The 24,139-nt window shown below is 29.3% G+C and carries 21 protein-coding genes; 3 read left to right on the plus strand and 18 right to left on the minus strand.

What is annotated here, in order from left to right; genetic code table 11:
* Positions 1-7: 7 nt before the first annotated feature.
* The 12 genes from ACGHJ8_RS09150 to ACGHJ8_RS09205 form a co-directional block, all read right to left on the minus strand.
* Positions 8-1,168, minus strand: coding sequence for a CDP-glycerol glycerophosphotransferase family protein (locus tag ACGHJ8_RS09150; RefSeq protein ID WP_390539941.1), 1,161 nt, complete (start codon positions 1,166-1,168; stop codon positions 8-10).
* Between the two features lie 24 nt (positions 1,169-1,192).
* Positions 1,193-2,224: an acyltransferase family protein gene (locus ACGHJ8_RS09155; protein WP_211963755.1), complete on the minus strand. Its 1,032-nt coding sequence runs from the start codon at positions 2,222-2,224 to the stop codon at positions 1,193-1,195.
* A gap of 11 nt (positions 2,225-2,235) precedes the next feature.
* A complete protein-coding gene (locus ACGHJ8_RS09160) occupies positions 2,236-3,276 on the minus strand; it encodes an acyltransferase (RefSeq protein WP_390539943.1) in 1,041 nt (346 codons plus the stop codon).
* A 12-nt stretch (positions 3,277-3,288) separates the two neighbouring features.
* Positions 3,289-5,913 (minus strand): glycosyltransferase, encoded by a 2,625-nt coding sequence (locus ACGHJ8_RS09165; protein ID WP_390539945.1) that lies wholly within the window; start codon positions 5,911-5,913, stop codon positions 3,289-3,291.
* Positions 5,914-6,046: 133 nt separating this feature from the next.
* Complete coding sequence (locus ACGHJ8_RS09170; protein WP_087305096.1) at positions 6,047-7,063, minus strand: zinc-binding dehydrogenase; 1,017 nt, start codon at positions 7,061-7,063, stop codon at positions 6,047-6,049.
* Complete coding sequence (locus tag ACGHJ8_RS09175) at positions 7,063-7,770, minus strand: 2-C-methyl-D-erythritol 4-phosphate cytidylyltransferase (protein ID WP_087305097.1); 708 nt, start codon at positions 7,768-7,770, stop codon at positions 7,063-7,065. The genes ACGHJ8_RS09170 and ACGHJ8_RS09175 overlap by 1 nt, the downstream gene beginning before the upstream one ends.
* A 113-nt stretch (positions 7,771-7,883) precedes the next feature.
* On the minus strand, positions 7,884-10,007 hold the full coding sequence (locus ACGHJ8_RS09180) for a glycosyltransferase (protein WP_162607649.1): 2,124 nt from the start codon (positions 10,005-10,007) through the stop codon (positions 7,884-7,886).
* A 106-nt stretch (positions 10,008-10,113) separates the two neighbouring features.
* Complete coding sequence (locus tag ACGHJ8_RS09185; protein WP_390539948.1) at positions 10,114-10,926, minus strand: ABC transporter ATP-binding protein; 813 nt, start codon at positions 10,924-10,926, stop codon at positions 10,114-10,116.
* Between the two features lie 10 nt (positions 10,927-10,936).
* On the minus strand, positions 10,937-11,749 hold the full coding sequence (locus ACGHJ8_RS09190; protein WP_087304021.1) for an ABC transporter permease: 813 nt from the start codon (positions 11,747-11,749) through the stop codon (positions 10,937-10,939).
* Positions 11,750-11,854: 105 nt separating this feature from the next.
* On the minus strand, positions 11,855-12,487 hold the full coding sequence (gene pyrE / locus ACGHJ8_RS09195; protein WP_087304079.1) for an orotate phosphoribosyltransferase: 633 nt from the start codon (positions 12,485-12,487) through the stop codon (positions 11,855-11,857).
* Between the two features lie 6 nt (positions 12,488-12,493).
* Complete coding sequence (gene pyrF, locus ACGHJ8_RS09200) at positions 12,494-13,204, minus strand: orotidine-5'-phosphate decarboxylase (protein WP_087304022.1); 711 nt, start codon at positions 13,202-13,204, stop codon at positions 12,494-12,496.
* 81 nt (positions 13,205-13,285) lie between these two features.
* A complete protein-coding gene (locus ACGHJ8_RS09205; RefSeq protein ID WP_211963749.1) occupies positions 13,286-14,212 on the minus strand; it encodes a hypothetical protein in 927 nt (308 codons plus the stop codon).
* A 190-nt stretch (positions 14,213-14,402) separates the two neighbouring features.
* Between ACGHJ8_RS09205 and ACGHJ8_RS09210 the strand changes: the two genes are divergently transcribed.
* The 3 genes from ACGHJ8_RS09210 (at position 14,403) to ACGHJ8_RS09220 (ending at position 18,703) form a co-directional block, all read left to right on the plus strand.
* Complete coding sequence (locus tag ACGHJ8_RS09210) at positions 14,403-15,986, plus strand: oligosaccharide flippase family protein (protein WP_390539951.1); 1,584 nt, start codon at positions 14,403-14,405, stop codon at positions 15,984-15,986.
* 829 nt (positions 15,987-16,815) lie between these two features.
* Complete coding sequence (locus ACGHJ8_RS09215) at positions 16,816-18,015, plus strand: ATP/GTP-binding protein (protein ID WP_390539953.1); 1,200 nt, start codon at positions 16,816-16,818, stop codon at positions 18,013-18,015.
* 1 nt (position 18,016) lies between these two features.
* The gene (locus tag ACGHJ8_RS09220; protein ID WP_205089296.1) at positions 18,017-18,703 is read left to right on the plus strand and encodes an RloB family protein; all 687 of its coding nucleotides are present in this window, start codon (positions 18,017-18,019) and stop codon (positions 18,701-18,703) included.
* Positions 18,704-18,810: 107 nt separating this feature from the next.
* On the opposite strand, the gene fabZ is transcribed toward ACGHJ8_RS09220, so the two are convergent.
* Genes fabZ through fabK form a run of 6 tightly spaced genes read right to left on the minus strand, consistent with a single transcriptional unit; the run spans position 18,811 to position 24,139 of the window.
* On the minus strand, positions 18,811-19,242 hold the full coding sequence (fabZ, locus tag ACGHJ8_RS09225; protein ID WP_087304026.1) for a 3-hydroxyacyl-ACP dehydratase FabZ: 432 nt from the start codon (positions 19,240-19,242) through the stop codon (positions 18,811-18,813).
* 2 nt (positions 19,243-19,244) lie between these two features.
* Positions 19,245-20,483, minus strand: coding sequence for a beta-ketoacyl-ACP synthase II (gene fabF, locus ACGHJ8_RS09230; RefSeq protein WP_390539956.1), 1,239 nt, complete (start codon positions 20,481-20,483; stop codon positions 19,245-19,247).
* A gap of 12 nt (positions 20,484-20,495) precedes the next feature.
* Positions 20,496-21,230: a 3-oxoacyl-[acyl-carrier-protein] reductase gene (gene fabG, locus ACGHJ8_RS09235; protein ID WP_087358059.1), complete on the minus strand. Its 735-nt coding sequence runs from the start codon at positions 21,228-21,230 to the stop codon at positions 20,496-20,498.
* Positions 21,223-22,137 carry an ACP S-malonyltransferase gene (gene fabD / locus ACGHJ8_RS09240; protein ID WP_087358058.1) on the minus strand — a complete coding sequence of 305 codons (915 nt, stop codon included), beginning with the start codon at positions 22,135-22,137 and terminating at the stop codon, positions 21,223-21,225. The genes fabG and fabD overlap by 8 nt, the downstream gene beginning before the upstream one ends.
* Complete coding sequence (locus ACGHJ8_RS09245; RefSeq protein WP_087358057.1) at positions 22,134-23,198, minus strand: nitronate monooxygenase family protein; 1,065 nt, start codon at positions 23,196-23,198, stop codon at positions 22,134-22,136. Before ACGHJ8_RS09245 ends, fabD begins: the two co-directional genes overlap by 4 nt.
* Positions 23,195-24,139 (minus strand): enoyl-[acyl-carrier-protein] reductase FabK, encoded by a 945-nt coding sequence (gene fabK, locus ACGHJ8_RS09250; protein WP_087358056.1) that lies wholly within the window; start codon positions 24,137-24,139, stop codon positions 23,195-23,197. The genes ACGHJ8_RS09245 and fabK overlap by 4 nt, the downstream gene beginning before the upstream one ends.

A 24,139-nucleotide genomic window follows, 5' to 3' on the forward strand; every position in this document is an offset into this window, starting at 1 on the left:
GTCTTGCTTATGCTGACTCCTTAAAAATCCATTCACATGATTTTTTTGTAGATTGCCCATCACAGGCACTTAAAAACTTTTGATAAAAAACCTGTCGTTTTTCATCATACATTTCTCTCTTTTGAATATCTTCTATTAATTGAGAAGTCGTTGTTGCAATGGCTCCATAGACATAGTCATAAAAATCAAAATAAAGCCCTCTGCCACCATAACCTGTATATTCATCTAAATCATAAGCAAAATAAATAATAGGTTTATGTGTAAAATAGTAATCAAAAATAACAGATGAATAATCAGTAATTAAAATATCACTAACAATCAACAAATCATTAATATCACGATAATTAGAAAAATCTTTATAAAAATGATTGTATTGTAATAAATCTGGCATTTCTACATATCCTCTTTGAATATTATTATACAATGCAGGATGCCATTTTAATATACATATATAGTCTTCATGGAATGTTTCATATATTTGTTGAAAATCAATTTTAGAAAAATCATAAGTTGCTTTAGAAACAGGAGCACCTCTATAAGTAGGTGCAAATAAAATGATTTTTTTCCCTTGATAACGTGGATGTCGTTGATAAAAACTTTTTTTTATATTTTCTTTATATTGATCATTAAAAAACATATCTGTGCGGGGAAAACCAGTCGCCTTTATTTGAGAGATATCCATATGAAAAGCTTCAGCATAGCAACTTCTAATATCATCACTACTGACAATAGCTTTTGTGTAAGTACGATATCCTTTATGAATGGGACCCACATCCTCTCCAGTATTTGATCTGGACCACCCAAACTTTTTAAAAGCACCTGCTCCATGCCATAATTGAACAACTTCTTGATTTTTACGAACCTTTAAATAATTACATTCTCTAGACAAATCATCTAAAAGAATATAATGTGATGTACTTAAATGATATATTAATTTAATTTTTTTTATAAATCCTCTCTTATCTCTATGATCACCTTTTAAAGCAATAATTTTTTTATACTGACAATCATCGAGATACTCGTATACACATTCCAGATTTCCACCCATGACCTTTCTGACATCTGATAAAAATGTCACTTTATTTTTTTGAAGTGGAAAAATTAAAATGAATATCCTGTTTAAGATAATGCATATTAATATTTTTATTTTTCTTTTAATTTTCTTCATACTCTCACACTTCCTTTAACACAGTTATTTCCATATCTTATTTTTTAAATAACCTGAAAAAATATTAGTATAATGCGCAAAAATCACTGTAATAACAAAACACAAACTCAAATACAGATAGGAATCATATTGTTCAATATGAAAAGATTGCAATAAAATCATTGGAATTCTTTGAAGAATATATATCCAAAATAAATGATTTCCAAACCACTTTAACAATTGGCTTTGAAAAGATATCTTAAATGATAATAAAACAATAGAAAGGCAAAATAATATTGAAACAAAATTAAACATCATTAATCTTGTGTATCTATATTGAAAGAAATAAATATACATAAATACTATTAACAAAGTTACTATATAATAGATTTTTTGATTTCTACTAAAAAAGCAATCTATCTTTTCTTTAAAATAAGAATACCACATACCAGCAACATAACACAAATATGTACTACTCCAATAATTATCTCTCAATAAAGACATAATATATATATAGCATAAAGATAATATTGTAATAAGCAAAATAGATAAAAATCTTTTATTTTTCAACATTTTAAAACATATATATGTAACAATGTATAAAGTAAATATAGCAAACATATACCAAGCACTATTACCAATACTTGTCCAACCAGTAAAAGATAACAAAATAGTAGAAATTGAATAATTCTTCCCTATAATAAGATCAATAATTAAAAACAATATAATAGCTAAAGCAAAATCAAAAAAAGTTTTACCTATACGATTTTTAGGCAATAAATCAATGTATTTTTGCCCCCTATACTTAATAGATTCATATATGCCATAACCTGAATAAAACAAAAACAATGCTACCATCAATTGTCCAAAATAATTCAGTATTTGAATAACAAAAATATCACCAGCACCATTAAAATCTACATAAGTTCTTACATGACTTAAAAATACAATAATAACAAAAATTCCCTTTATAGCCTGTGTATATTCTTTTGAAAGATATTTACTATCTAAATTTGGAAAACAAAATTTGCAGGAACAAATCATGATAAAACATAAAAATACTAAAAATATAATCATTTTCATTCTCCTTATATAATCCATTTCTTTACAATAGGTATATGTGATAAAACAAACGCAAATAACAGACAAATAATAACTACTATCATGGATATTAGTGGTACTGATACCCACTCATTCAAAGATAAAGAATTTATTCTTAAATTATTATCTAAAAAATTTATAACAAAAGGATGAAATAAGTAAATAAATAGAGTATAACGTGATATTTTTATAATAATATTTCTTTTATGATTCATAAAACTATCAACTTTAAATTTAAGAAAAATTATCATAAGAATTATAGCTTGAATTGCAGGAAACACTGTTTGATTATTATATAAGAAAGAAATTGGCTCATTCGTCCACCATGAAATTCCTAACGTTAAAATAATTCCCAATAACTCAATAAGCAAAAACACCGATAATAATATTTTCATTTTAATATGTATCCATTTCTCTCTGGTCATCTTAATATAGTACCCTATCAAAAAATATCCACAATAAATACTAATATTTAAAGAAAAACTAGTTAAAAATTCATTAAAAATTTCAGGTAAAAAAGGAACTGTTTCTACTGTCATCTTCAATATTCCCATAATAAAAACTAAGTAACAAGTATATTTAAGATATTTTCCATCTTCATAATGAGCTATACACCATAATAAAGGAATCATTATATATACACTTATAAGTGCAGGTAAATACCACAAATGAAATTCTGACTGCAGTATTTCGTATATTAATGTTTCAAATGATATATCAGTGAAATCAACACGAAATACTGCATATAAAAAAGACCATACAAAATACAAAATTATTATTTTCAATATATTTCTCTTATATAATTGATTGATAGAAATCATATAACCTTTAGATAAAAACAAATAACCACTAATCATAAAGAATAAAGGAACACAACTTCGAACCGCACTATCATATGCATTAAATACAAACCATTCCATACTATGTACATTGACTAATCGCCAATTTTGTCCAGAAACATGAAGAAAAATAACCATAAAACAAGAACATATTCTAAGCAAATCTATATTTATATCTCTCGAACTCATTTTACTAATAACCTAAATATCAATGATGCTATTATATATTGTTTCCGCCGGATTATCTGAAACAGTAAAAAATTCCTGCATACGTGTACAGTAAGGTTCTGCAACAATATATTTATGTTCAATAATGTTCTTTATTTCTTTAATCATCTGATTACTATTAAAACAAAGTGGACCAAAAGCATTTTCATATTTCAAATCTAATGAACGATAAGAATGTAAACCTGCTTTAAATTCCTTAGAATCAGGCAAAAAGTAAACAATAGGTCTTACTAATTGAATATAGTCAAATTGATAAGAAGAAAAATCTGTTATAAATATTTTATATTCATCTAAACTATGCTTTTCAAAATTAAAATTTACTCTTTCATTTTTATCTAAATCAAAATACTTTTGATATGGTTTAAAGATTGGATGCAATTGAAAATCTAAATACAAATCATTATCCTCTAATATTTCTTTTAGATCTTTTGAATTTAAAAATTGATAAATTTGATTATAAAAATCAGAAGCAAGAAATTCTTGAGTCTTTAGTGCTCTACGATTATTAACTAGTTGTCCTATTAAATACTGTCTCCAAGAAGGAGCAAAAAGAATTTTATTTTTCGTATTTCCTTGGTTAAACTTTGTCATTCTTGGCATACCTGAAATAATAAAATCATTATCCAAGTAATCATAATTCTGTTTCAAATTTTCTTTTTCAAAATTTGATGATATAACAAATTTATCAATTTCAGTAAACTCTTTTGCATACAAATTTTGTAATGTAGCATGTAATATTCCATGTTGAAGATAAATTAATTCATAGTGTGTAACATCACTATACCATGCAAACTCTTTAAACGGTGAATAGATAGATAATGAGCTAAAAGAAATAAATATTTTACTACTTTTTAAAAATAAATCCTTATGTTTTTTTGATTTATAACGTACTATATTTTCTTGTTGCTCTAATGTAAATTTACTCAGTAAATCACTGTTATCTCCGTCCATGATATAATAACGTTCAATTCCATCATTTTTTACAAAATCATGGATAAATTGAAAATATCCATTATCTAATACTCCTGCTGAATCATAATATAACCATATTTTTCTGTTAGTTTTGGCTTTCAATCTAAAATATTGTATAGCAAATATATGTTTTCTAGGATAAAACCACATTGTTCTTAAAATATCAAAAATATCTTTAATTAAATTTTGATGCGAAACCTTAAAACTATGATTGCTATATGACAATCTAGTTCCATTGATTGTTATAGCATTTCTATGGAATTTCTTAACAAATCCAGAGAACTTAATATAAATCGGTTTAAAAGTCAAATCATATCCATTAATATGAATGTAGAAAGAGAATTTTTTTACTTTTGTAGGATCAAATGTATATGTAAAAGGGAAAGTATGTGCAGTTTTCATTTTTGTATTTCTAAAAGGAACATTTGACACATCTAATGAATATCTTTCTTCAAATTTTTCTCCATTTTTATAGATACCACGAACTATATATTCATTAACGGGAGTTAATTCTAAAAGTGGTGATTCAAACGATGCAAATATAGATATTTCATGATTACAAGGTCTTACTTTATAAAGATAGCAATCAATTGTTTGATCTTCATAAATAGTAATATCTTGACAAAAAATCTTATATCCATCATTGTTAATATTATAAGAAACAAATTCACCCTTCTGCGTTAAAAAATATAATTTTACATATTTATCACAATTTGAATGATTGATAATAACATCATTGTCAATTTGCTTTAAAATATTTTTAATTCTTTCTTTTGCACTATCAAACAACTCACTTTCATAATGATATGGCAATAACATATCACTTTTGACACGCCAATTAAAAGTATTAATAATGAGAGTTTGAACATACTTTGGAACAACTCCATTTTTACTATATCGTGATAATAAGCATTCATTATATGTCATAATATCTTCAAAGCAATAATAAGGATTATTTCGAGTCTGAGAAACACTGGCTCCATGTCTTCTATAGAAATACTTTGCTTTCTCTACAAATCCAATCTTATTTTTTTTCATTAACAATGCAGTATCAAAATTTTGATCTTCAGATAATTTCATAGTAGTATCATACAATTGATTATTCGCAAATTCATTTTTAAACATTATATTCACAGTAGATTGATTTAAATGCGGATATTGATTTAAATCATATATTCCAGTTCCTTTATCATAGTTTTTTGAACTGTAACGTCCATGTAATGATATTTTACCATTACGATCCCAATAAATTGGATATGTAATTAAATCCACTTCATTATAATGTTTATCAAAGAAATCTACTAAATTTTTAATACTTTTCTTATCTAGATAATCATCTGAATCAAGAAGCATTATATATTTTCCACGTGCTCTTTGAATACCAATATTTCGTGTATCTGAAACTCCAGAATTATCTTTACAGATATAAGTAATATTTGCATATTTTTTAGAAAGATTTTCACAAATATTTCCACTTTGATCCTTTGAGCCATCATTTATTAATAATACTTCAATCTTAGAAACATCCATCTTTTGATTTTCAATTGATAGTACACATTCTTCTATATAATCTTGTGTATTATATACTGGTATAATAACTGTAACTAGATATTTAAAGTCACTCACTTTTAAATCCTCCTTATGTTATGAGATTACATATTTACATCTATAAATACTTTTTAAAAATGAACATATGTTCTTAAATTATGATATTTGATATATAATTCTATAAAAATAAAGACAAGATAAAAATCTTGTCTTAAATGTCCCATTTCATAACTGTTTTGAAATCATTATTTAAATCATCTTCAAAAGCTTTATGCATATCTTTTATGGATTGAACAACAACTTCTTCTGAGATAATTGTAGAAAGATATTCACAAACATCTGGATAAGTTTCCATTAATTCGACAGATTTCTTAAAATCATCATAATTGCTGCGACTATTACCTAAAAGTGTCAAACCTTTTTCTAAAACCATTCTTGTATTAATCCCTACCGGTGTTTCACTTACTCCCATAAGTGAAATCGTACCTTGAGGCTGAATATAATCAATGATTTGATTGATTGCAGCTTCACTTCCTCGTCCACCAACACACTCAAATGCATGATCAACTTTTAAGTCACTTGGAATATTATTAATCAAGTATGTATCATCTACAAATGAAAAATAAGCCATCTTATGTTCTTCAACACCAAATACAATAATTTTTGTGTCAGGATAAGTTTTCTTTAGAACTAATGCAGAAATAAATCCTAAATTTCCATTTCCCCATATACCAATAACATTTTTTCGTTCATTAGAAATTTTTTTAAAATTTTCCACCGCATTCATGACAACACTTGTTAATTCAAGCAAAACTGCTACTCTAGGTTCCATTTTAAAAGGTATAATCAAATCCCTACGCATACTTACAACATTTTGCATAAAACCATCAAAACCACTGGCTCTAAATTGACTAGAACGTAAATAATTTTCCTTAATGATATCATCTTTCTCCATAGGTGTATTGGGTATCATTACTACATTAGTCCCAACTTTATATTCACCCTTTGGATCATAAACAACTTCACCAACTGACTCATGAATCAATGCCATAGGTAATTTTTGCTTCATTATCACTCGTCCACGACTTCCAGTATAATATCTTTGATCTGCCGCACAAATAGAAAGATAAGTTGGTCTAACAATAATATTCTCATCATCCATTTTTAAATCAACAAAATCTGCACGAATTTGTTTAGGAGCTATTAATCTATACGCTTGATTAATCATTATTTGTCACCTTCCACTAAACCATTAGCGACTTTTAAATCATGCTGAGTTGTGATTTTCATATTGTAAACTTCACCTCTTACAAGATGAACTGGTGTACCCTTAATAACTAGTGCTTTACATGCATCAGTTAAGATGTTTTTTTCATCATCTGTTAATGATAAGAATAAATCTTTTAATAATTTGATATTAAATGATTGTGGTGTCTGTCCCTGATACATCTCACTTCTAATTGGAATATCAGTTATCACTTTTCCATCAACAGAGTGAACAATCGTATCAAAAGCTTCAACAACTGTATCTACAGCACCATATTCCAAAGCACCATCAATATTATCATCAATAATTCTCTGTGTTAAAAATGGTCTAACAGCATCATGTGTAATAATGATATCATCATCATTTAATCCTATGTTTTCTTCTATATATCGAATACCATTCATAATAGTATCATTACGCGTAGATCCACCTGCAACAACAATAACTTTATCAGATTTGACTTCATACTTTTTTAGTGTATCTTTTGTATAAGACATCCATTGTTCAGGACAACAAATAAGAATTTTTTCAATTCTTTTATTTAAAATAAACTGCTCAACTGTATGGATAAATATAGGCTTATGTCCTAATTTTAAAAACTGTTTAGGTAATTCTGTATTACCCATTCTTGTTCCTTTTCCACCAGCTAAAATTTCTGCATAAATCATATTTTTTTCCTCCATTTAGTACAACACATTTCATATTTTAACCTTTAAACTATTTAAAGTCAATCACTATTAAAAATATATTAAATTAAGGTTAAGCACATATTAATTTATATTCATTTTATACGTATATGCCTTTTAATGTATTTAATCCAAGTAGAAGGTTTTAATCGATTAATTGATTTTTTTAATTGCTTGTTTTCTGTTCGTAATTCTTTAATGATTAACCCACGTTCATATTTTTCATCAAATGTTTGCTGTAATCTTTGTTGTTTAAATATAAGTTCACTTTTCACATAACCAGGTGTACTTACTAAAATTCTAAAATCATTTTTTTCAGTAAAATCCAATCCAAGATATGAACTTTTCTCTGCATCATCTAAACGTGCAAATATATCTCTTGCATTTGTTAGTATGCGTAATAACCAATCAAATATTATTTGATTTTCACTTTTATATATCCAATCTAAATCTTGAATAAATTGATAAACATCTTTAAAAGCAATATAATACCCATAAACATTTTGAAAGTTTTCTTTTTTTGTCATTATAGAATTTTCACGATATCTTCGATGAAAATAATCCTTATGTATATAACCGACTTTTTTAGCAGTTATTAAATTAATTGTTGTAAAGGCATTATCTTCATGTAGAACTCCTTCATGGAAAAGAACATGTTGATTTAATATATGTTGTCGTTTATTGAATTGTAGACAAGCAGAAACCCTATATTCATCATTTTCATTCATCTTTCTAAAAAGTTCTATACCCATACATACTTTTGGATATGAGAACTTTCTATGATATTGGTCAAGAATTTTTTCGTTTAGTTTAAAATCATCAGCAAAGCAAGATGCATCAAAGTACACAGAATCCAAATTTTCTTTCATTGAAAAATCATATAATTCTTTTAAAGCATTATAGTCAAGAATATCATCACTGTCCATGAAATAAACATATTCACCTTTTGCTTCCTTAAATCCGTGATTTCTAGATGCAGATAACCCCATATTTCTTTGTACAAGCATCGTTATTCTATCATCATAAGTTGCATATGACTCAACAATTTTTTGACAATGATCTGGTGAACCATCAATAACACAAATAATCTCAATGTTCTTCAATGATTGATTAACAATACTTTCCAGACATGCAGGTAAATATTTTTCTACATCATATATAGGAATAATAACTGATACAAAGGGTTGTTGATGTAAATCTGCTTTAATAGTAACTTCATATTCATCACAAATCTGTTTATTCTTCTCCATAATTTGATACTCTTTATATATACAATTATATCCCCTAACACTATTATAATCACGTTTATTTAAGTAAAAGTCTTCTGGATAATTTAAGAGATTCATATCTGAAAACTTGTTGTCTTGTAATGCATAGATAATTTCTTTTTTGACCTTCTCATCATGAATTGAATTCATACAATATACTGTAGATGATAATGCTACCTTTACAAAAGAACGTTCTACTTCATGATAAATTCCTCTTTTGTTCAATTCATCATAAATAGCTCTATAGGCATCAATAAAACATAACGGATTTTTTTCTTTATGGCTTTGTGTATTTTGAAGTAACCCTATACGATAATTAACAAGTTTAGTATCAATCCATGTAATTCTATCAGCAATAGCCATTGCACTTATTGTAAAATAAGCATCATTTGTATTTGCTAAATTTTGAAAAAGCAATTTTTCTTCTAAGATAAATTTTTTTAAAAAACATTTTGTCCAGGGAGCCGGATTAGATAGAGTCAATATATCATCTGGAAAATCATGTCTATTAAATATTTCTTTATCTTTTAGTATTTCATTACGTAAATAATAAGTAACTTCATCATACTCCTTTGTTAATTGATGATATTTTCTGGCATCAAACAAAATAATTTGTGCTTGTGTCTTTTTCCCTTGCTCATATATTTTCTCTAACATATCTTTCTCAAAAAAGTCATCAGCGTCTAAAAATAATAAGTATTCTCCTTTCGCACAAGATATTCCTTTATTTCTAGCAGTTCCAGCGAACTGATGTTGCTGATTTAAAACCGTGATTCGTGTATCAAGAAGTTGATATTTTTTTAAAATATCTAATGAATTGTCACTTGAACCATCATCAATACAAATGATTTCAAATTCTGTAAAAGTTTGTCTTAATAAACTATCTAAACATTCTTTCAAATAATCTTCAACATTATAGACTGGAATAATAATTGATATTTTTACATCCATTTGCATACTCCTTTCCTACTATCTAAAATAAATATTCTATATGAACTTATCATTAAACAAATGTTAATACAATATTAAAAAAACCTCAGTACGTCAGTACTAAGGTTTATAAATGAAAAATACGATCAAAAAGACTAGGTTTATAATCTTTTAATAATCTTTTATTAAATTTATCATCACGTTCTTTTTTCTTATCTCCATTTGACAATGCATTGTAGTAATCGACATATTCAGCATAATGGTCACAAACCTCATCAATATCACCATACTCTCTTAACATTCCACCCTCAATCCACATTGCTTTATTACAAAATGAGCGAACTTGTGGCAATGTATGTGATATAAAGATAATAGTCTTTCCCTCGTCTTTTAAATCATTCATACGATTAATACATTTTTGGGCAAATCCTTTATCCCCTACAGATAAAGCTTCATCAACAATTAAAATATCCGGATCCAAACATAAATTAATAGAAAAACCTAATCTAGACTTCATACCACTAGAATATTTTTTTACAGGCTGATATAAGAAATCACCAATTTCTGCAAATGCTATGACTCCATCTTTAATCTCTTGAATCCTTTTCTTAGAAAGTCCTAATAAAGCTCCTTTTAATTCTATATTTTCCATACCAGTTAATTGCATATTTAAGCCTGTATTAATGGCAATTAATGATTGTTCACCATTGACAATCATTTCTCCTTCATCAATTTCACTAATACCTGCCAGAATAATTGACATTGTTGATTTACCAGAACCATTAGTTCCCAAAACGCCTACAACTTCCCCTTTCGGTATTTTAAAATTAATATCTTTCAAAGCATAAAATCTCTGGTCTTCTTTATGTTTTTTATCTTTAGATTTTAAAGTGTATATTTTAGATACATGATTAAATTCTATTGCATATTCTTGATTCATCTTAACACCTCTACATCAAATCAATAAACTTATGTTTAAACTTATACATCATATAACTTCCTACAATAAGAAGCAAGATTGTAATACCCCAGAAAATTAATCCTTGATATCCAAACGATAACAATCCTTGATGAAAGAAAAAGCAATCTCGATATCCCTGTACAATATAATCAATAGGATTAAACTTCATTAACACCGACAGAATTCTATGTCCATCTAGTTTATGAGGGCTCCATAAAACTGGTGTTAAATAGAGTAATAAACGCATACAAGCTAAAATCAATTTTCGTGTATCTCTAGCTAACATATTTAAAACTGATGTTGTCATTGATAAAGAAATAGAAAAAATAACTGCGCAGAATAAATAATATAATAATCCAAACCAGTGAATATTTGGATAAAATCCAAATATTAAAAATAAAACAACTAAGATAATCATCAAACAAAGATGATTAAACAATTCTTTCATTACAACTGTTGCAGGTAAAATACTCACAGGAAATTTCATTTTTGTAATAACATCTCTTTTAGCATACACTGCATTACAGCCATTTGTAATACATGGAGAGATAAAAAACCAGACAACAATACCACCAAGTAACCAACATAAATATGGAATACCATCTTCATCTGAACGTCCTGGTAAAATAACTCCGAATACTAACCAATAAGTTAAAACTTGAATAGTTGGATTAGCAAAGTTCCAGAATAATCCCAATTTAGAATCCCTCATATCTGCTAATATTTCATATTTAGCAATTGAATATATTCTAAATAAGTTTGTAAAATTTTCTTTTAAGACATATCTCAAACTCTTGAACATATGTATCCTCCTTAAGACTCTCATAACCTCTATAGTTATACATTAAAAAGGGAGAAATTGCAACATTAATTACATTTCATCCCCTTTTTATCCTATTTTTTAACTTTACTTGCTCATCCAAGATTCATCATGAGGATCTTTTTTCCATGCTTTCAATTTTTCTAAATCAGCAGCTTCAATATACTCATGTTCAACTGCAACTTGAATTAAAGTATCATAGTTTGTAAGTGTATAAAAACTGCAATCCTTAGCAGCAAAGTTTTTCGCTGAATCTTCTAATCCATATGTAAAGATAGCAACCATTCCTAAAACTTCGCAGCCTGCTTCTCTTAAAGCATCTACACATTCTAATGATGAGCCACCTGTTGAAATCAAATCTTCAACAACTACAACTTTCATTCCCGGTTTCACTAATCCTTCAATACGATTATTTCTTCCATGTGATTTGGCTCCACCACGAACATATCCCATTGGTAAATCTAAAATGTCAGCCGCTAAAGCCGCATGTGCAATTCCGGCAGTCGCTGTTCCCATTAAACATTCACATTCTGGATAGTTTTCTTTAATAAGTTTTGCTAATCCTTGTTCAATATCTTTTCTGACTTCAGGATAAGATAATGTCAAACGATTATCACAATAAATAGGTGATTTAATACCTGATGCCCAAGTAAAAGGCTCATTTGGTCTTAAAAAGACTGCTTGAATACTTAATAAATCTTTTGCTATAGTTTTTTCCATCATTTTCTACTCTCCTTGAAATTGTTTATAAACTTCTTTATATGTTGCTACTGGATCAGCAGCGTTTGTAATTGTTCTTCCTACAACGATATAACTTGATGTTAATTCTCTTGCCATAGCTGGTGTTGTGACACGTTTTTGATCATTCACACTATCACTTGCAAGACGGATACCCGGTGTCACTGTTAAAAAGTCCATTCCTAAATTTTCATGAATAATCTTTGATTCTAAAGGTGAACAGACAACACCATCTAATCCAGCTTCTTTCGCATTTTGTGCCCATTTTAAAACAACCTTTTCTAATGGTTCATGAATCAAAAGTTCATCATCTAAAACTTTTTGGTCCAATGAAGTTAAACATGTCACAGCAATACATAAAGGTCGTTTTCCTCCATTAGCTCCTTCATTTAAACCATCAATTGCTGCTTTCATCATCGCAATGCTTCCTGAAGCATGAACATTAACCATATCTACATCTAATTTTGCTAATTGTTTCATCGCACTTTTGACAGTATTAGGAATGTCATGTAATTTTAAATCAAGAAATATTTTATGTCCTTTTTCTTTAATCATTTTAATCATTTCAATACCTTCACCATAAAATAATTCCATCCCAATTTTGACATACAATTTTTCATCTTCAAACTTATCTAAGAAATCTTTAACATCTTGCTTTGTTTGAAAATCTAATGCAATACAAATTCTACTATCGTTCATAATTCTCCTCCAAGACATATTTTTATATATTATAGCACAATATATAGATGTTAAAATAGACTTTTTTACATTTCATGAAGTTTAATTGATCATTTCAATATAATCATAATAATCTTGATCCCACATCTTCTGACTTTCTTGACTTATTGTTTGATTCTCTATTAAGTTATGTTCCTTTAAATACTCTCCTATATAAGCTGTTACTTTTTGTGCCCCATAATCATTAAGATGCATTCCTTCATCCCTTGTGTCTTTTTTCCAATTAATTAACTGATTATTTAAATTCAAATCCAAAAATGGAACACCCACTTCTTTTGATAAATCCATGATTGTATTATGTTTCTCCATCGTCCATGATCTCGCTGATGGAATCGTTATTAATAATAAAGGAATTTGCTTTTCTTTTAATAAACTCACAATTTTATAAAATATTTCTTGTCTATGTGGTTTTATATTAGCTCTTTTGATTGTTTTGATCATAAAATTTTTATTTTGCTTTCTTGCTTTTACTTTTGTTTTATATAAATAACCCTTTGTAGCCATCCTTGAAAGATAGTTATAATCATAATTATCATAGTTTTTAAATGATTGAGCTGAATATTTCTTCCAATTTGTATAATTTCTAGCTATAGGAAATAGATTCATCGGTGCATATTTTTGAGCTTTTTCATCATTAAAATCCTTTCCTGTAAACATTTCATCCATCTCCCATATAATTAATTGGGGGTGTTGAAACTCTAAAACATTTTTTAAAATATAATAAGCACGATTAGGATCTTGACTTGGTTCAGCAGCCACAAAAGACGTTATTTTATATTCATGCCACAATTGTAATGGATTAAAACCACTATATAAATTACTATTTCCAATAGCAATAACTGATAATTCATCATCAATCTTTCTTTTCGACTGTTCATTGACTTGATTTTGCATTCTTTGTAATTGTTTTTCTTCTTTTTTTTCTTGATAAAATCGATAACATCCGTAAATCGTAGATATCATTACCATAAATATTAAAAATATCTTTAAAAATTTTTTCAATACTTTTTCACCATTCCTTTCACTATCAGTATATTATACAATCAATGTGTAAAACCTATGAAAAAAATCATTTTATGTATAAATATATAAGTTTTTTTGCAATTATTGGAATTAATGTTATAATAAACAAAGAATTACTGGAAAGTGAGGTTTACCCATGTCACGTTCAATCGTTAAACAGGCATCTATACTTGCAATTGCAGGTATTTTCGTACGAATCATTGGAGCTTTATATAAAAGCCCCTTAACAGCATTAATTAGTGCTGAAGGTATTGGTTATTATTCAATGGCATATAATATTTATGCTTTAATATTACTCTTATCTTCTTATAGTATTCCAACAGCTATTTCAAAGTTAATTGCTGAAAAACTAGCTATTCATCAATATAATAATGTACAAAAGATTTTAAAATGTTCATTTATCTATATTTGTATTATTGGTGGTAGTGCTTCGATCATTGCCTATCTTTTAGCCCCTTTACTTGTTACAGGGTATTCTGTATTACCACTGAGAATCCTTTGTCCAACTATTTTCCTATCTGGTCTATTGGGTGTCTTTAGAGGTTATTTTCAGGCTCATCAGACAACTTTTTATACATCTGTTTCACAAATTATTGAACAGATTTTTAATGCAATTGTCGCCATTGGATGTGCTTATTTATTCATTAAGCCATTGATGGAAACAGGTGGCAGTGAAATGGCTGCTGCAGGTGCCGCTGGGGGAGCAGTTGGACCTGGTATCGGTGTTCTGGTGGGTTTAATTTTTATGATGATTATGTATTTAAAGAATCGTAATCATTTAATTATTAAAGATACTCCTGATGATTATGAAGATTCTTATAAAGATATTTTCAAAATGATTATTCATATAGTCACACCTATTATCTTTGCAACATGTGTTTATAATCTTATTACTGTTATTGACCAATATATTTATTCTTTTATTATTGGAACTGATCCAACTTCAGCCTCTATGTGGGGTGTTTATTCTGGTCAATATATTGTTTTACAAAATGTTCCTGTGGCTTTAGCTTCTGCTATGTCAACAGCTTCCATTCCTGCTATTTCTTCATCATGGTCATTAAAAAATGCCCGTGAAACAAGGGAACATATTCGTTCAGGCATTCGTGTGACAATGCTGTTACTTATTCCGGCTGCTGTGGGTATGAGTGTCTTGGCTTATCCTATTATTGGTATCCTCTTTCCTCAAGAAGAAACAGTTGCCACTTCTACATTAATGTTAGCTCTAGGAAGTCCAGGTATTGTTTTCTTTGGTTTATCAACTCTAACCAATGGAATTTTACAGGCTCTTGGAGAAGTCAACACGCCTTTAAAAAACGCTGCTACAGCTTTGATCTACCATTTAGTCATCACAATCCTTTTATTGATGTTTACACCTTTAGGACTCTATGCTTTGATGATAGCCAATTGTTTATATGGTTTACAAGTATGTTATTTAAATCAAAGAATGTTACGTAAAATCACACGTTATAGACAAGAAATAAAAAAGACATATTTATTACCTATTATTTCTTCTATCTTCATGGGTATCATTGTAGCCATTGTTTATTATGGTTTATTTGCTCTAACAAGAAAAGTTCTTATTCCATTAATACTTGCAGTGATTATAGGTGTTATTGTTTACTTTGTGATTATCTTCTATTTCTATTCAGACCATCCTCAAGAACTTTCTTCTATTCCTTATGCTAATAAAATCATTTACAAGTTAAAAAAACATTAAACACAAACTATTGGAAAATCACCAATAGTTTTTTTAATCTACAAAATTATTCTATCTATATGCATTTTCAATGAAAATGTTTCAATTTTATCAAGGTGAAACAGTATAATCAATAAAACAAGTTTATCCATTTTACAAAACATTGATAGAGATGTTGCATTACTGATTGCAAAAACAGGAATATCTCCAAAATGAATACACTAAGAATCGTTTTAAATTCCTAAACACATGCAATGTTATTGAATGATGACATGAAATTATGGTATTTGAGTAATCTAACTATCTTTGACATATGGGAATATGAAAAAGCAACTGGTAATCCTCAAAATTCATTCTATCTAAGAGGTGATGAAATTGAATAAAGAATTGAGATTTTTTGCTTACTTACTTGAAAGTTATGCAAATTATAAAGGAACAAGTGCAGAAGAAGTTTTAAAACAACTGGATGAAAAAATTTAACTAATTTTGTTTATAACATGTATGAATAATATCATGTAGAAACTATTGAAAATGCTTATAAGGATATTGATAGCCTTATTGAAACAGGACAACCAGCATGGTAATAAATGCTACTCATGAAGTAATTTTAAAAATTGCTTTTTTATCATCTATCAAAATATATAATCTAAAGATTATTAATGTTTATCAATTAGACATTTGAAATAAAAATTTTGTCCCTAATTTCTATTGAAATATACTTTAAAAGAAAATCTATTTTATTTTAAGTATTTATATTTTTTAAAATATTAAAAGCTAAAAATTGTGAATATTTCTCAAAAATATTGATATAATATTAAAAATAAAGTATTATATTTTTAGGAGATGAAGAATGATGCTTATTCAATTTATGCTAAAAAATGTTTTATCATTTAGAGAAGAAACCATTTTTGATATGACAGCAATTCATGCTTATAAGGAACATCCTTGTAATTTGATACAAACAACAACTCACGAAAGCCTTGTCAAAGTTGCCTCTATTTATGGGGCTAATGCCAGTGGGAAATCAAACCTTTATTACGCAATGAAATATTTTCAAAATATTATTTTAGAGTCATTCAATAATACGAGTGATGATAACTATACAACTCTAGAAAAGTATTATGCCCCTTTTTCTTTTGAAGAAACACAACACAATTCAGAATTTGAAATTATTTTATTATTAAATGATAATGAATATAAGTATGGATTTGAATACAATTCCCAACACATTGTCACAGAATGGTTATATCGAAAAAGCTTAAAAACAAATAGAACTATTACCATTTTAGAAAGATCAAATCAAAATATAAAGTTTGGTGCTTCTGTTAGAAAAGAATGTGATTTATATAAAAATCAAATTCCTCATGAAACCCTTGCTCTATCTTTTTTTAATAAATTAAATCTTGCGACAAATCAGTTTAAAACTGTATATTCTGGTATAAAAGATATTTTAATGGTCCCTACTGATCTTTGTGAAGATACTCAATTACTTGAAAAAATTCTTCCTAGTGTTATTGATGCTAATAAAAATGAATTCATTCACTATTTAAATGCTATTGATACAGGAATTAAAGATATAGAATATATAGAAAATGATAAAAATGTTTTATTTATCACATATCATAAAGGAAAAAATCAAAAAAAATATCCATTAAATCTTTACAATGAATCACAAGGTACAATTAAAAGTATTCTTTTGTATATTTATGCAAAAACTGCTTTTGCAATGCACAAAACAATTTTCATTGATGAACTCAATGTTAAATTACATCCATTGTTACTCAAATTCTTTATTGATTTGTTTTATGATCAGAACTCAAAAGCACAGCTTATTTATACAACTCATGATACAACATTAATGGACAAAAGATTTTTCAGACGAGATCAAATATGGTTTGTACAAAAAGATGAATATGGGTATTCTGAACTATCATCATTAGCTGACTTCAAAATAAGATCAGATGCTTCTTTTGAAAAAGATTATTTAGCTGGTGTCTATGGTGGTATTCCAACTTTTGAAGAATTTGATATGGAAGTTGGTGAATCATAATATGGGATCTGATGATTTATTCAAAAAAAGAAGAAAAGAAAGAGCCAAAAGAAAACATGATTATAAGCAGCCTAAAGCTAATTCTTTTTTAATTGTCACCGAAGGTAAGCAAACTGAACCATTATATTTCAAAGGAATACAAAAGCAAATAGAAGATAAAATTGGAGGTCATATCGATATCGTTGAAGCCCCTATTATCAATATTTGTGGTAGAGGCAGTTCTACAAGTAAGCTTATTGACATCACAGATGAAATTATAAAGAAAGCAAAAATTATTTATCAAAATGTATGGATTGTTTTTGATAAGGATGATTTTGAAGATTTCGATCAAGCTATTAGTAATGGTCAAAATAAAGGATATAAAATAGCCTGGAGTAATCAATCTTTTGAATACTGGCTCTATTTACATTTTGAATATAGTGATTCAGCACTTCATAGAAATGTTTGGAATAGTAAATTAAAAGAAATTTTTAAAGAATACAATCTAGGCGATGGTACTTATAGGAAAAATGATGAAAACATATATGCCATTGTTGATACTTTTGATGGAGTCAATACTGCTATTAAAAATAGTAAAAGAAGAATGGCTTCATTTCGTAAAAACATTGATAAACCTTCTGAATATGATCCAGGAACGACTGTATACCAACTCGTAGAAGAACTAAAGAAATACTTAGATGAATCATAGTCATCATCTATCTTAAATAAAAAGATAATTCTTTCATCTAAAGGTCAATAACTTTTATAAAACCATAAAAAAAACAGAAAGATGTCAAAATCTTTCTGCTTTTTTTATTATTCACCTACAGCACACATAATTTCTCCTGTCACTGCAATTTCATCTTCTACTTTTGCTTGAATAGATGCAAAGTAAATACCACCTTTTTCTTTTGTCAAAGTGACAGTCATTGTTAAAACATCACCAGGAATAACCTGTTTTCTAAAACGTGCTTTATTAATTCCAGCAAAGAAAGCAATCTTTCCTTTATTTTCTTCTTTAGAAAGTAATAAGACACATCCTGTTTGTGCTAATGCTTCAATAATAAGAACACCTGGCATGACATGTTTTTCAGGGAAATGCCCTAAAAATTGCATTTCATTTGCAGTCACACATTTTTTCCCAACAATTGTTTTTCCATCTTCACTAATACTTTCAATACAATCAACAAGTAAAAATGGATAACGATGGGGAATAATTTTTTGAATATCATTAGAATTATATAACATGACTAATCCTCCCATTTTTTAAAGATTAATGATGCATTATGTCCACCAAAACCTAAAGAGTTATTCATAGCATAATGAATATCTTGTTTTCTACCAACATTTGCAACAATATCCAAATCACATTCTTCATCTTTATTTTGATAATGAATTGTAGCTGGAATATATCCATCTTGTAATGCTTTGACACAGATAACAGATTCTAATGCACCACTGGCACCTAATAAATGACCTGTATAAGATTTTGTAGATGACATAGCCAAATGATATGCATCGTCACCAAAAGCATATTTGACAGCTGTTGTTTCTGTTTTATCATTTAATGGTGTTGATGTTCCATGTGCATTAATATAATCAATATCTGATGGTTGTAAAGAAGCATCAGCCAAAGCACGTTTCATAGCTTCTCCACCACCACTTCCATCTGCTAATGGAGCTGTAATATGATGTGCATCACATGTTGAACCATAACCAACAACTTCGCCATAAATTGTCGCATGTCTATCTAATGCATGTTGTAATTCTTCTAATACTAAAACAGCTGCACCTTCACCCATGACAAAACCACTACGATCTTTATCAAATGGAATAGAAGCACGGTTTTTATCTTCACCTGTGTGTAAAGCCTTCATGGAAGCAAATCCAGCAACTGATAAAGGAGTAATAGAGGCTTCACTTCCTCCAGCAACCATAATATCTTCATAACCATCTCTAATTTTATGGAAAGCTTCTCCAATCGCATTTGTTCCAGCTGCACATGCAGTTACAACAGAAGATACATAACCTTTTGCACCTAAATCAATCGCAACACTTCCTGCTGCTAAATTAATTAAAGTCATAGGAATAAAATATGGTGAAACTTTTGATGGTCCTCTATTTAATAAACTTTGTTCCGCTTTTTCAATAGATTCAACACCACCAATACCACTACCAATAATGACACCAAAACGATTTTTATTCATTGTTTCTAAATCCAACTTTGCATTTTCAATAGCCTGTTTAGAAACAACTCTGGCAAATTGCGTAAAACGATCATTAAATTTTAAATCTCTTTTTGTAAAATATTGTTCTAAATCAAGATTTTTCACTTCTCCAGCTAATTTGACCTTATAATCACTTGTATCAAAATGTGTAATTTCATCAATTCCACATGTCTGATTTAAAATACCATTCCAAGTTTCTTCAACAGTATTTCCAATTGGAGATACGGCTCCCATTCCAGTAACGACAACTCTTCTTTTCATCATTTGTCCTCCTTACATGACCATTCCGCCATCAACATTGATGACTTGACCCGTAATATATTTTGCACTATCACTTGCTAAAAAGTATGCAACATTCGCAACATCTTCTGGTTCACCCATTTTTTGTAATGGAATATTTTTCAAGATATTGTCTTTTGTATCATCACTTAAAACTTCTGTCATCTTTGTTGCAATGAATCCTGGTGCAATCGCATTAGCACGAATATGACGTGGCGCTAATTCTTTCGCTACTGATTTTGTTAAAGCAATCACTCCTGCTTTACTAGCTGCATAGTTAGCCTGCCCAACATTACCAATAATTCCAATCACACTTGCCATATTGATAATAACACCATTTCTTTGTTTCATCATAATACGAGAAACAGCTTTAATCGTATTAAATGTCCCTTTTAAATTGACATCAATAACATCCATAAATGATTGTGTGTTCATCTTTAATAATAACTGATCTTTTGTAATTCCTGAATTATTCACAAGAACATCAATAGAACCTAATTTTTCTAAAACTGTTTTCATCATTTGATCCATCGCATCATAATCAGTGACATCACCTTCATGAATCATAGCTTGAACACCATATTGACAACATTCTTTTTGGACTTCCAAAGCTTCTTCTTGATTTCCAATATAATTAATCGCAATATCATAACCTTCACTTGCAAATTTTAAAGCAATCGCTTTTCCAATCCCACGACTTGCTCCTGTAATTAACGCTACTTTACCCATTTTTTAACGCTCCTAACATTTGATTTAATCCTTCAATACTATCTACACTATAAACTGGTATTGTTTTATCTGTTTTCTTTACAAAAGCACTTAATGCTTTACCCGGTCCGATTTCCACAAAAGCTTCAACCCCTTGAGCAATCATATATTGAATTGATTGATAGAAATAAACACTTGATTTGATTTGTCGAGTTAAAATGTCAATCAAATCACCATCTTCTTCTTTTCCAGAAACATTATAAACAACTGGTATACGAGGTTGATGAATATCATATTTTTCTAATTCTGCTTTTAACTGATGTGAAGCTTCTTCTAATAATGGAGAATGGAATGCTCCTGAAACTTTCAATGGAATGACACGTTTAGCCCCTGCTTCTTTTAATTTTTGTGATGCTGTTTCAACAGCTTCTTTCACTCCTGTAATGACAATCTGTCCTGGACAATTGTAATTGGCAATCGTTACACCATCAATAGGAGCAATCACTTCTTGAATCTTTGTTGCATCCATTGCTAAAACAGCAGCCATAGATGTTGTTCCAGCTGGCAGGGCTTCACTCATGATTTGCCCACGATGTCTAACAATAGTAATCGCATCTTGTATATCAAAAGCTCCGGCATAAGCTAAAGCTGAATATTCTCCTAAAGATAATCCAGCGACATAGTCTGGATGAATACCATGTGCTTCAATCACTTTCGCAATAGCTAATGAGGTTGTTAAAATACATGGCTGAGCATATGATGTTTCATTAAGAACATCTTCTGGTCCATCAAAACAAACTTTCTTGACATCAATATCAATATGTGCCTGATCATACACATCTTTCGCTTCTTGAAAAGCATCATAGAAAGCTTTTCCCATACCAACATATTGGCTTCCCTGACCAGCAAAAATCATACCAATTTTCATAGATTTTCCTCCATTTCTTCCATATATTCTTGAATCACTTCTTCAACATGTTTCATATCATGAATTCTGGCAGCTTGACTTCCTACAAAAATCAAACCATTTTGGACATTCCCTTTCACACTTTGAATCAACGCTTCACTAATACAATAAGGTGTATTTTCTGGTGTACAAGGAATCATACATTCAAGACATTTTTTCATACAGATATTTCCTGTCTGTCTTGTTTTCTTAACAAAATCATTCACAATCGCACGACCCGGCATACCCGCAGGACTTGTAACAAGCTCTATATCATCCTCTGTACATTGAATGACCATATCTTTAAATTCCTGAGCTGCATCACATTCATAAGTGGCAATAAATGGTGTTGCAATTTGTACACCAGCAGCCCCCTGTTTCACTAATTCAGCTATTTTTTTACCAGAATCAATTCCACCAGCGACGAAAACAGGAATTGTTTTTTTATATTTTTCTTCCCAGACTTTTAATTCTTTTTTGACATCACTTAAAATCTCAGTTAATGTCTGGCATGTATGTGCCAATAAATCTTCTTTTTTAAAACCAAGATGTCCACCTGCTTCACTACCTTCAATCACAACAAAATCAGGTGTATACTGATAACGTTTATCCCAAACTCTGGCAATCAATCTTGCCGCTTTACCACTTGATACAATCGGTGCTAATAATGTTTTTCCTTTTGCCCATTTTGGTAAATCTAGAGGTAATCCTGCTCCTGAAATAATCGCATCACAGCCACCATCCACAGAAGCTTTTACAAATTTTTCATAATCACGACTGGCAACCATGATATTCACACCAATTAAACCATTTCCTTTAGCAATCTCTTTGGCACGTTGAATATGATCTTTAATCGCTTGACAGTTAATAGCTACAGGATTCTTTCTAAATCCTTCATAGTTATATCCAGGATGTGCTGCACTAATCACACCCATAGCACCACATTTAGCCACATGACCAGCTAAAGATGATAACGAGATACCTACTCCCATACCACCTTGAATGATAGGAAGTTTCATTATACGATCTTGTATTTGAATCATTGAATATCCTCCATGACTTCCTGTAAATGGGCATACACATCTTTTGTTGAAGTCATCATTTCTTCTAAAATCTGTTTCATAGGTTTACGTTCTTTGACCATTCCGGCAATTTGTCCCATCATTACAGAACCTGTTTTCACGTCACCTTCTTGAACGGCTTTTCTTAAAGCACCCAATGTTAATTTTTCTAATTCTTCTCGACTTTCAAAATGTCCTTCTAATTTTAAATACTCTCTTGCCATTTGATTCTTTAAAATACGTACAGGCGTATTGACACTTCTTCCTGTCACAACAGTATCTGTATCTTTTGCTTTAATGACTGCATCCTTATAATTTTCATGAATTGGACATTCCTCAGCAACTAATAAACATGTTCCTACTTGAACTCCAATAGCACCTAAACTGAATGCTGCCATCATACCTCGACCATCACCAATACCACCAGCTGCAATAACTGGAATATTCACTGCATCTACAACTTGTGGAACTAAGGCCATTGTTGTCATTTCACCAACATGTCCACCTGATTCTCCACCTTCAACAATCAAAGCATCGGCTCCTGCTCTTTCCATGCGTTTGGCTAATCCAACACTTGGAACAACAGGGAATACTTTAATGCCAGCTTCTTTTAATTTAGCCATGTATGGTCCTGGATTTCCTGCACCAGTTGTCACAACATGTACACCTTCTTCAACAATAACATCTATAATTTCACTGGCATAAGGATTCATCAACATGACATTGACACCAAATGGCTGTGTCGTTAATTGTTTACATTTTTGAATTTCAATGCGTGTCTGATTGGCATCCATTGATCCTGTTGCAATGATACCTAATCCCCCACTATTAGAAACACACGCAGCAAAAGATGCTGTCGCAATGTTTGCCATTGCTCCTTGAATAATAGGATATTGAATATTTAATAATTGATTTAATAACAC

Source organism: Massiliimicrobium timonense (assembly GCF_042850985.1).
In the GTDB taxonomy this organism is placed as follows: domain Bacteria; phylum Bacillota_I; class Bacilli_A; order Erysipelotrichales; family Coprobacillaceae; genus Allocoprobacillus.

Coding starts and splice junctions, on each gene's coding strand:
- ACGHJ8_RS09215 (WP_390539953.1), top strand. CDS start 16,816: ATGATGCTTATTCAATTTATGCTAAAAAATGTTTTATCATTTAGAGAA.
- fabG (WP_087358059.1), bottom strand. CDS start 21,230: ATGGGTAAAGTAGCGTTAATTACAGGAGCAAGTCGTGGGATTGGAAAA.
- ACGHJ8_RS09190 (WP_087304021.1), bottom strand. CDS start 11,749: ATGTTCAAGAGTTTGAGATATGTCTTAAAAGAAAATTTTACAAACTTA.
- fabZ (WP_087304026.1), bottom strand. CDS start 19,242: ATGTTATATAATTCTAATGATATTCAAAAAATTATTCCCCATCGTTAT.
- ACGHJ8_RS09220 (WP_205089296.1), top strand. CDS start 18,017: ATGGGATCTGATGATTTATTCAAAAAAAGAAGAAAAGAAAGAGCCAAA.
- ACGHJ8_RS09205 (WP_211963749.1), bottom strand. CDS start 14,212: ATGGTAATGATATCTACGATTTACGGATGTTATCGATTTTATCAAGAA.
- ACGHJ8_RS09170 (WP_087305096.1), bottom strand. CDS start 7,063: ATGATTAATCAAGCGTATAGATTAATAGCTCCTAAACAAATTCGTGCA.
- pyrF (WP_087304022.1), bottom strand. CDS start 13,204: ATGAACGATAGTAGAATTTGTATTGCATTAGATTTTCAAACAAAGCAA.
- pyrE (WP_087304079.1), bottom strand. CDS start 12,487: ATGGAAAAAACTATAGCAAAAGATTTATTAAGTATTCAAGCAGTCTTT.
- ACGHJ8_RS09180 (WP_162607649.1), bottom strand. CDS start 10,007: ATGGATGTAAAAATATCAATTATTATTCCAGTCTATAATGTTGAAGAT.
- ACGHJ8_RS09160 (WP_390539943.1), bottom strand. CDS start 3,276: ATGAGTTCGAGAGATATAAATATAGATTTGCTTAGAATATGTTCTTGT.
- ACGHJ8_RS09185 (WP_390539948.1), bottom strand. CDS start 10,926: ATGAATCAAGAATATGCAATAGAATTTAATCATGTATCTAAAATATAC.
- ACGHJ8_RS09245 (WP_087358057.1), bottom strand. CDS start 23,198: ATGATTCAAATACAAGATCGTATAATGAAACTTCCTATCATTCAAGGT.
- ACGHJ8_RS09210 (WP_390539951.1), top strand. CDS start 14,403: ATGTCACGTTCAATCGTTAAACAGGCATCTATACTTGCAATTGCAGGT.
- fabF (WP_390539956.1), bottom strand. CDS start 20,483: ATGAAAAGAAGAGTTGTCGTTACTGGAATGGGAGCCGTATCTCCAATT.
- fabD (WP_087358058.1), bottom strand. CDS start 22,137: ATGAAAATTGGTATGATTTTTGCTGGTCAGGGAAGCCAATATGTTGGT.
- ACGHJ8_RS09150 (WP_390539941.1), bottom strand. CDS start 1,168: ATGAAGAAAATTAAAAGAAAAATAAAAATATTAATATGCATTATCTTA.
- ACGHJ8_RS09155 (WP_211963755.1), bottom strand. CDS start 2,224: ATGATTATATTTTTAGTATTTTTATGTTTTATCATGATTTGTTCCTGC.
- ACGHJ8_RS09175 (WP_087305097.1), bottom strand. CDS start 7,770: ATGATTTATGCAGAAATTTTAGCTGGTGGAAAAGGAACAAGAATGGGT.